The sequence below is a fragment of the Streptomyces sp. AM6-12 genome, from assembly GCF_044327085.1.
Classification (GTDB): Bacteria; Actinomycetota; Actinomycetes; order Streptomycetales; family Streptomycetaceae; genus Streptomyces.
In genome coordinates this window covers 1105874-1115193 of record NZ_JBIQWN010000002.1, presented here as the reverse complement: position 1 = coordinate 1115193, position 9320 = coordinate 1105874, and the positions used below count along the sequence as shown (strand labels likewise).

Annotated in this window: 5 protein-coding genes; all 5 read left to right on the top strand. The window is 69.7% G+C overall.

Going from position 1 to position 9320, the window contains the following annotated elements; genetic code table 11:
* Window positions 1-635: 635 nt before the first annotated feature.
* The 5 genes from ACE4Q9_RS33405 to narI all read left to right on the top strand — a co-directional run bounded on the left by ACE4Q9_RS33405 (window position 636) and on the right by narI (window position 9229).
* Window positions 636-2066 (top strand): DEAD/DEAH box helicase family protein, encoded by a 1431-nt coding sequence (locus tag ACE4Q9_RS33405; RefSeq protein WP_397988237.1) that lies wholly within the window; start codon window positions 636-638, stop codon window positions 2064-2066.
* 418 nt (window positions 2067-2484) lie between these two features.
* A complete protein-coding gene (locus ACE4Q9_RS33400) occupies window positions 2485-6186 on the top strand; it encodes a nitrate reductase subunit alpha (RefSeq protein WP_397988235.1) in 3702 nt (1233 codons plus the stop codon).
* Between the two features lie 3 nt (window positions 6187-6189).
* Window positions 6190-7806 (top strand): nitrate reductase subunit beta, encoded by a 1617-nt coding sequence (gene narH / locus ACE4Q9_RS33395; protein WP_397988233.1) that lies wholly within the window; start codon window positions 6190-6192, stop codon window positions 7804-7806.
* On the top strand, window positions 7803-8465 hold the full coding sequence (gene narJ, locus ACE4Q9_RS33390) for a nitrate reductase molybdenum cofactor assembly chaperone (protein WP_397988232.1): 663 nt from the start codon (window positions 7803-7805) through the stop codon (window positions 8463-8465). The genes narH and narJ overlap by 4 nt, the downstream gene beginning before the upstream one ends.
* Window positions 8462-9229: a respiratory nitrate reductase subunit gamma gene (gene narI / locus ACE4Q9_RS33385; RefSeq protein WP_397988231.1), complete on the top strand. Its 768-nt coding sequence runs from the start codon at window positions 8462-8464 to the stop codon at window positions 9227-9229. Before narJ ends, narI begins: the two co-directional genes overlap by 4 nt.
* The last annotated feature ends 91 nt before the right edge of the window (window positions 9230-9320 follow it).

Genomic DNA, 9320 nt, shown 5'->3' with positions numbered 1-9320 from the left:
GCCCCGGCCGCTCCCGCTCCGCGTGAGCGGCTGCGGCTCGCTTCGCTCACCGCCAGGCGGCACGCGCTCCGCGCGCCCCGCCAACCGCAGGGCACCCGGCCCGCGTTGCGGGCCGGGGCCGGCCTTCGGCCGGCCCCGGTGGCCTCCGCTGCGCTCCAGCCACCAAAAACGCAGTAGGGGAGGGGCGAGGTGCGGCCTCAACTCTCGTACGGGGTAAGGCGTGTCATGCTCCGCGCGGCCCACCCATGGGCCCTGCGGCCCGTGGGAACAGCAAGGAGAGGGAGGGGTGACGGGTGGTCGGGAGAGTGACGAGTCGAACCGGGGAGTGCGGGGGGCAAGTTGATCGGCCGTCAGGCTGCTTTCGGGGGTGGCCATAAGGCGACAGTAACAGGGTTAAGCCACGTTCGAGGGGTCTTCTCGGTTCTGAGTGCTTCATTTTGAAGTATGAGATAGAGTCTGGACTCAGATAGCAACACCACTAAGGGAGCTGGGCCGTTTTTCGATCACGTTCCCCCTCTACTGGTTCGAGGCGATAACCCGGTTCCAGTGAGGTCTACCGTAGCCGGTCACGTGCACTCTACGTGTAGGTATCCCGTTCACTGCCCAGCCAAGAGCCCAGGAGAAGGCAGACGGATATGTCGACCACAAGCCGAACGGATCAGCGTGAGGCGGCGCAGCAGGAAGCAGTTGACGCGGTGGTCCGTGCCCTCGAATTGCCTGCAAGATCGCTTGTGCCCGAGAGGGGGCTCCGGACTCAGGTGATCATGGCGACCGGGTCCGGCAAGACTCGGGTCGCGGCCCGCAGCGCGGAGAAGCTCCGTGCGGGCCGCGTGCTGGTGCTCGTCCCCTCGCTGGACCTGCTCACCCAGACCGAGGCCGCGTGGCGCGAGGCCGGCCGCACGGGCCCGATGATCGGGGTCTCGTCCCTGCGGGGCGAGGACGTGTCCTTCCCCAACACCACGGACGTGGCAGAACTGGTCGACTGGGTGCGGCCGTTCGACAAGGTCACCGTGTTCGCCACCTACGCCTCTCTCGGTCTCGGCACGCTGGAGCGCGCCCACAAGGCCGGCCTTCCGGGCTGGGACCTGATCGTGGTCGATGAGGCGCACCGGACTTCGGGTCGGCTGGGCAAGCCATGGGCGGTCGTCCATGACAACACCCGCGTCCCCGCCCTGCGGCGGCTGTACATGACCGCCACGCCCCGGCTGTGGCAGCTGGACGAGGATGCCGAGGGCGCGCCGGGTGAGTTGGTAGCGAGCATGGAGGACGACCCGGACGGCCCGTTCGGCAGCCGGGCGTTCACGCTGACCCTCTCGGAGGCGATCGACCGGGGGATCTGTGCCCCCTACCAGGTGGTGTGCGTGGACATCACCGACACCCAGCTCCAGGCCGCGCAGCTCCTGGGCGCCGAAGGTCGCTCGGACGAGGTCCGCGGGGCCCGGCTCGCTGCCCTCCAGACCGCGCTGCTGAAGGCGTCGTCGGAGGAGAACTTCCGGCGCACGCTGATCTTCCACCACGTCGTGAAGGAGGCCGAGGCGTTCGCGGCCGGCCTGCCGAACGTCGCCAAACGGCTGCACGCTGCGGACCCCGAGCTGTACCCCAAGACGATCTGGGCGGACTGGCTGTGCGGCGAGCACAAGCCCCTCCACCGGCAGCGGGTCCTCGGGGAATTCGCGTCCGGCATCGCCACGGACGGCACGGTCGTGGAGAAGGGCTTCCTCGGCTCCGTGAAGGTGCTCGGCGAGGGCGTCGACACCAAGAACTGCGACTCCGTGTACTGGGCAGACGTACGCGGCTCCATGCCCGACCTCGTCCAGGCCGTCGGCCGCGCGCTGCGGATCCAGCCAGGCGAGGGCAAGATCGCATCCCTCGTAGTGCCGGTCCTGCTCGGGCCGGGCGAGACCGCGGACAACATGGGGTCCTCCAGGCGCTCGGGCAGCGAGCGCCGCGCCCGCCTGACAAGCAGGGGGGCGTGCTCGTACCGTCCGTCTGCCCGCCCAACGTCAGCCTGCGGGATCGGGGGCACACGGCGCTGGCTACCTCGATTCCGTCGGCGCTCTGGTTGAGCAGCCGCACGCGCATGGAGCGGCCCGCGCCGAGCCGGTTGGCCAGGGGCACCACGCTGTAGGTGCCGCCGGGGGTGCCGATCACCTCGTGGATCGAGTGGTCCTGCACCGCCTTGTCGCCGTCGTACTCCGTCATGCGGACCTGGACAACGCCGCCGACCGGCAGCCGCTCGAACCACAGGGACACGGTCCCGGTGAAGCGGGGCACGCGAGGGGTGCTGCTTCGAGCGGGATTTCACGGTTGCCGCACACACAGAGCAACCATTGCAAAGTGCAAGAAAAATAAGGTCGAAGGGTATTCAAGCAGCCCAAAAGCCGACTGCGCCGCGATCCGAGAAGGAGCACGCTGTACTGCGTTCACTCAGGTCCGTACCAGACCGGTGTTCCGGTGCGGCGTTCCCCGAGGGGAGTTCGTGAGATGGTGCGTGGCAGGGCCAAGGCCGAGCGCGTTGCGCTGGAAGCTTCCGAACGGCTGCTGGCGGCCGGACGACTGGTGCGCGGTGCACAGGTCTCACCGGACGGCCGTGCCGTCATCCGCGCGGATCAGACGGTCAACGACTTGCCGTACCGGGAGCGTTGGGCACACGACAAAGTGGTGCGCTCCACGCACGGCGTGAACTGCACGGGCTCGTGCTCCTGGCAGGTGTACGTCAAGGACGGTCTGATCACCTGGGAGACCCAGGCGACGGACTACCCGTCCGTCGGCGCTGACCGGCCGGACTACGAGCCTCGCGGTTGCCCGCGTGGTGCGTCCTTCTCCTGGTACACCTACTCCCCCACGCGCGTGCGCCATCCCCATGCACGCGGAGTTCTGGTGGAGATGTTCCGGGACGCGAAGCGACGGCACGGCGGCGACGCGGTAGCGGCCTGGGCCGAGCTCACCACGGACCCCGAGAAGCGCCGCCGTTATCAGTCCGCGCGCGGCAAGGGCGGCCTCGTGCGCATCGCCTGGGACGAGGCGCTGGAGATCGCAGCCGCCGCCCATGTACACACCCTGCGCGAGTACGGTCCGGACCGCATCGCCGGTTTCTCGCCCATCCCCGCGATGTCGATGGCCTCGCACGCGGTCGGTGCCCGCTTCATGTCGCTGATCGGCGCGCCCATGATCTCGTTCTACGACTGGTACGCGGACCTACCGATCGCCTCGCCTCAGGTGTTCGGCGACCAGACGGACGTACCGGAGTCGGGCGACTGGTGGGACGCCGCGTACCTGATGCTGTGGGGTTCGAACGTTCCGGTCACCCGGACCCCCGATGCCCACTGGATGGCCGAGGCCCGCTACCGGGGGCAGAAGGTCGTCGTCGTCTCCCCGGACTTCGCGGATGCCTCGAAGTTCGCCGACGAGTGGCTGCACCCACACCCGGGGACCGACGGCGCACTCGCCATGGCCATGGGCCATGTGATCCTGCGCGAATGCTTCGTGGAGCGGCAGGTGCCCTATTTCACCGACTATGTGAAGCGGTTCACCGACCTGCCCTTCCTGGTTGCCCTCGACGAACGGACGCCCGGCGTCCGCACACCCGGTGCCTTCGTCACCGCCCGCGATCTCGGCCTGGCGCGCGAGGCAGACCCCGAGGCGCGGCGCTGGATGCCGGTGCTCGTCGACGCGCGCACCGGGCGTCCGGTGGTGCCGAACGGCACCCTGGGAGACCGCTGGGGCAACGGCGGCGAAGGCCACTGGAACCTAAAACTCGGCGAGATCGAACCGCAGTTGACGTTTCTCGGTGTGCCCGGGACGAGTCCCGCCGAGGTGCTGCTGCCCCGCTTCGACGCGGTCTTCGAAGAGGGTGCCGTCCCCGACGGTGACCAGAACGGCGGGGTGCTGCGCCGCTCGGTGCCCACGCTGCGGCTGGGCGGGCCGGACGGCCCTTTGGTGACCACCGTCTTCGATCTGATGCTGGCCCAGTACGGCGTGGCGCGCGACGGCCTCGGAGGCGAGTGGCCCACCTCGTACGAGGACGCCGCCACGCCTTGCACCCCCGCCTGGCAGGAGGCGATCACCTCGGTAGCGGCGGGTGCCGCGGTGCGCGCCGCCCGCGAGTTCGCCCGGACCGCCGAGCAGACCAAGGGCCGCTGCATGATCGTGATGGGTGCGGGCACCAACCACTGGTTCCACTCGGACACCATCTACCGCTCCTTCCTTTCACTGCTGCTGCTCACCGGCTGCCAGGGCGTCAACGGCGGCGGCTGGGCCCACTACGTGGGACAGGAGAAGGTCCGCCCCTACACCGGCTGGCAGCAGCTGGCCACGGCCGCCGACTGGGTGCGCCCCTCCCGGCAGATGGCCGGGACCCCGTACTGGTACCTGCACACTTGCCAGTGGCGGTACGAGAGGTTCGCCGTCGACACCCTCACTGCCCCGACCGCGCGGGGGACGCTCTCCGGACTGCACACCGCCGACCTGGTGGCACGCTCGGTCCGCCAGGGCTGGATGCCGTCGTACCCGACGTTCGGTGTCAATCCGCTGCGCCTGGGCCAGGCGGCGCGCGAGGCGGGTGGCGACCTCAGCCGCTGGGTCGCCGCCGAACAGGACGCCGGGCGCCTGTCGTACGCGTGTGAGGATCCGGACGCTCCCACGAACTGGCCGCGGGTGCTGACCGTCTGGCGCGCCAACCTCATTGGGTCCTCCGCCAAGGGCAATGAGTACTTCCTGCGGCATCTGTTGGGCGCCACCGATAGTGCAAGCGCCCAGGAGGCCGCCCCCGGCGAGCGCCCCAATGAGGTCGCCTGGCACGATGAGGCGCCCCGCGGCAAACTCGACCTGCTGCTGTCTCTGGACTTCCGGATGACGTCCACGACCCTCTTCTCCGACCTCGTGCTGCCTGCCGCCACCTGGTACGAGAAACACGACCTGTCCAGCACGGACATGCACCCTTATGTGCACGCCTTTTCCCCGGCGATCGACCCGCCCTGGCAGGCCCGCACCGACTTCGAGATCTTCCACGGTCTCGCCGCCGCCGTCGGCCGCCTCGCCGCTGGCCGGTTGGGGACGGAGTACGACCTGATGGCCACGCCGCTGCTGCACGACACCCCGGGCGAGGCCCCGCCGCGCGAGCCCACTGCGCCGCAGTTCACGGTCGTCGAGCGGGACTACACGGCGATCGCCGACAAACTCGCCGCGTTCGGTTCGCTGCCCGACGAACTCGGCATGACCGTCAAGGGGGTCACGGTCCGGCCGGGCGCGGAAACCCGCTGGCTGGCGGCCCGGTGCGGCACCGCCGCCGCAGGCGCGGCCCGCGGTCGCCCGCTCCTCGACACCGACGTGAAGCTGTGCGAGGCGATCCTCGCCCTGTCCGGCACCACCAACGGCCGCCTGGCCGCCGAGGGCTTCAAGCAACTCGCCGAGCGGTGCGGCCCCGACTCCGGACTCGACGAACTAGCCGCGCACGTCGCCGGGCGCCGCGTCGACTTCTCCGACACCCAGGCCCGTCCCGTCCAGGTCGGTGCCAGCTTCGAATGGTCCGGCAAGGAGGGACACGACCGGCGCTACAGCCCGTTCACGATCAATACCGAACACCTCAAGCCCTGGCACACCCTCACCGGCCGCCAGCACTTCTACCTCGACCACGAGTGGATCATCGAGTTCGGCGAGCAACTCCCGGTATACCGTCCGCCGTTGGATCTTTCCGCGCTCGGTGAGCAGACCGGCACGGGAGCCGGCCGCTCGCTGACCGTGCGCTACCTCACCCCGCACTCCAAGTGGTCGATCCACTCCGAGTACCAGGAGAACCTGCTGATGCAGACCCTGGCGCGCGGCGGCCCCGCCATCTGGATCGGTGTGCAGGACGCCGAGGCGATCGGCGTCGCCGACAACGACTGGATCGAGGCGGTCAACGCCAACGGTGTCGTCGTCGCCCGCGCGATCGTCTCCCACCGCATGCCGCCCGGCACGGTCTTCATGTACCACGTGCAGGAACGCATGGTGAACGTACCCAAGTCCGAGGCGAGCGGCCGGCGCGGCGGCGTCCACAACGCCCTCACCAAACTGCTTATCAAACCCACCCATCTGATCGGCGGCCACGCCCAGTTGTCGTTCGCCCCCAACTACTACGGTCCCACCGGCAACCAGCGCGACGCGGTGACGACGATCCGCCGCCGCTCGCAGAACGTGGAGTACTGACGGATGAACGTCATGGCACAGGTCGCCATGGTCATGAATCTCGACAAGTGCATCGGCTGCCACACCTGCTCCGTCACCTGCAAACAGACCTGGACCAACCGGTCCGGCACCGAGTACGTGTGGTTCAACAACGTCGAGACGCGCCCCGGCCAGGGCTACCCCCGCGGCTACCAGGACCAGGACAGGTGGCGGGGCGGCTGGCGCCTCAAGCACGGCAGGCTGGTGCCGCGCGGCGGCGGCCGGGCCCGCCGCCTGGCCCGCCTGTTCGCCAACCCTGAGCTGCCCAGCCTCGACGACTACTACCAGCCCTGGACGTACGACTACGACAACCTCCTGGCCGCCCCGCTCGGCGACGACGTGCCCACCGCACCGCCCCGCTCCCTCGTCGACGGCCGTCCCACCCAGGTCACCTGGGGCCCCAACTGGGACGACGACCTCGGCGGGGGTCCGGAACATCTCGCGGGCGACCCGGTGTTGCGCCAGTTGAACGAGAAGGTACGCCTCGAGTACGAGCAGTCGTTCATGTTCTATCTGCCGCGCATCTGCGAGCACTGCCTCAATCCTTCGTGCGTCGCGGCCTGTCCGTCGGGTGCCCTGTACAAGCGGATCGAGGACGGCATCGTCCTCGTCGACCAAGACCGCTGCCGCGGCTGGCGGATGTGCGTGAGCGGCTGCCCGTACAAGAAGGTCTACTTCAACCACCGGACCGGCAAGGCCGAAAAGTGCACGTTCTGCTACCCGCGCATCGAGGCAGGCCGGCCCACCATCTGTTCCGAGACCTGTGTCGGGCGGCTGCGCTACCTGGGCGTGATGCTGTACGACGCCGACAAGGTGGGCGCCGCGGCCGCAACTGACGACGAACGCAAGTTGTATCAGGCGCAGTTGGAGTGCTTTCTGGACCCGGAAAACCCTGCGGTCGCGGCTGCCGCGGAGGCCTCCGGCATCCCGCACGACTGGATCACCGCGGCCCGCCGCTCCCCGGTGTACAGCCTCATCAGCCGCTACCGGGTGGCCCTGCCATTGCACCCGGAGTACCGCACCATGCCCATGGTCTGGTACATCCCACCGCTCTCCCCGATCGTGGAGTCCCTCACCGCCACCGGCCACGACGGCGAGGACCCAGCGAAGCTGTTCGCGGCGATCGACTCGCTGCGCATCCCCCTCGGCTATTTGGCCGGGCTCTTCACCGCTGGCGACCCGGAACCGGTCGAGGCATCCCTGTGCCGCCTGGCCGCCATGCGCTCCCACATGCGACACGTCAACCTCGGCGAGAAACAGGATCCTGCCATCGCCCGCGCAGTCGGCATGACGGGCGCGGAGATCGAGGCCATGTACCGCCTGCTCGCCCTCGCCAAATACGACGAGCGCTATGTTGTCCCCACCAGTTACACGGCGTCCGTCCCCGAAGACGACAACGGGCTCGACGACGGCTGTGGCCTCGACGGCCCGGGCGGCCCCGGCATGTACGACGCCGACACCTTCCACGCACCCGTCGTCCCGGCCCCTGCGGGGCCCGAGCATGCGGGCGTCTCGCTGCGCGGCCGCGTCAACCTCCTCAACTGGAACGGCCGCGGCCGGCCGAGCGGTCTCTTCCCCCGCCGGAAGGAGCCCCAGGCATGACCGCGTCCGCATCCGCGACCAGCCCCTTGATCCACCAGGCGGCCTCCCTGCTCCTGCACCACCCAGACCCCGACTGGCCCGCCCGGCTGGCACTGGTTGAAGGGGAGTTGGACGACCTGCCCGGCCGACCCGCGCAACTTCTGCGCGCCTTCTGCGGCACCGTTCGCGACACCGCGGTGCTGGAGCTGTCGGCCCGCTACGTCACTACCTTCGACCGCAGCCGTCGCCGCACACTCCACCTCACCTACTACACGGACGGCGACACCCGGCGACGCGGCGCCTCCCTGCTGCGCTGGCGGCAGTTGTACGCCGCCCACGGCTGGCAGCCCCCGGCCGACGAACTCCCCGACTTCCTGCCGCTGGCATTGGAGTTCGCCGCCCGCTGCCCCGAACCCGGACAGCAGGCACTGCAAGACCACCGCGCCGCCCTCGAACTGCTCCGCCTCGCCCTGCACGACCACCACAGCCCGTACTCCGACGTCGTCGACGCCGTCTGCCACTCGCTGCCCGGCACCTCGCCCGCTGACCGCGCCGCCGCGCTGCACCTGGTCCGCACCGGCCCGCCCGCGGAGTCGGTCGGTCTGCTGCCCCTTCCCTCCTTCCCGCGTGGCTCACAGGCCGCCGGGCACGTACCGCTCCCGAAGGAGACCACCAGGTGACCGACCACCTCGACATCGCGCTGTGGGGTGTCCTGCCCTATGTCGCCGCCACCTTCCTCGTCACCGGCACGGTATGGCGCCACCGCTACGACCGGTTCGGGCTCACCACCCGGTCCAGTCAGCTCCATGAACACCGTCTGCTCAGCGTCGGCGGCCCCCTCTTCCATTACGGCATCCTCCTCGTGGCCTGCGGACACGTCATCGGCCTACTCGTCCCCGAATCCCTCACCGAACAGGTGTACGTCCACGAGTGGCTGTACCACGCCAACGCTCTCGGCGTGGGCGGCGTGGCGGGCCTGGCAACTCTCACGGGTCTGGCGATCCTCCTGTACCGCCGACTGCGCGTGCCCGCCGTGCGCGCCGCCACCAGCCGCAGCGACCGCGCCGTCTACCCGTTGCTCACCGCGGTGCTCCTGGCCGGTTTGACCGCCACGGCCACCACCCTGCGACCTCACCCCTACGACTACCGCCGCGGCGTCTCGGTCTGGTTCCGCTCCCTGTTCACGCTCGACCCGAACGTGCCCGCCATGGCCCACGCCCCGCTCGTCTACCAGGTCCACGCGCTGCTCGCCACGGCTTTGTTCGCCCTGTGGCCGTTCAGCCGCCTCGTCCATGCCTTCGCCGCACCCGTGGGCTACCTCGTCCGCCCCTACGTCGTATACCGCTCGCGCGGCACCCACCCGGTCACCGAGGCCCACGGCACCGGCCCGTATCCGGCGCGGCACACCACCCCGGGCCAGGTCGGCCGGCCCCGGCGAAGGTGAGCCCACCGCGGAGATGGGTCACGGGGCCATCTTGCGATGCGGTCCGACCGACAGCGATCAGGTCGGCGCCACCGCGGGTGCCGGCGCATCG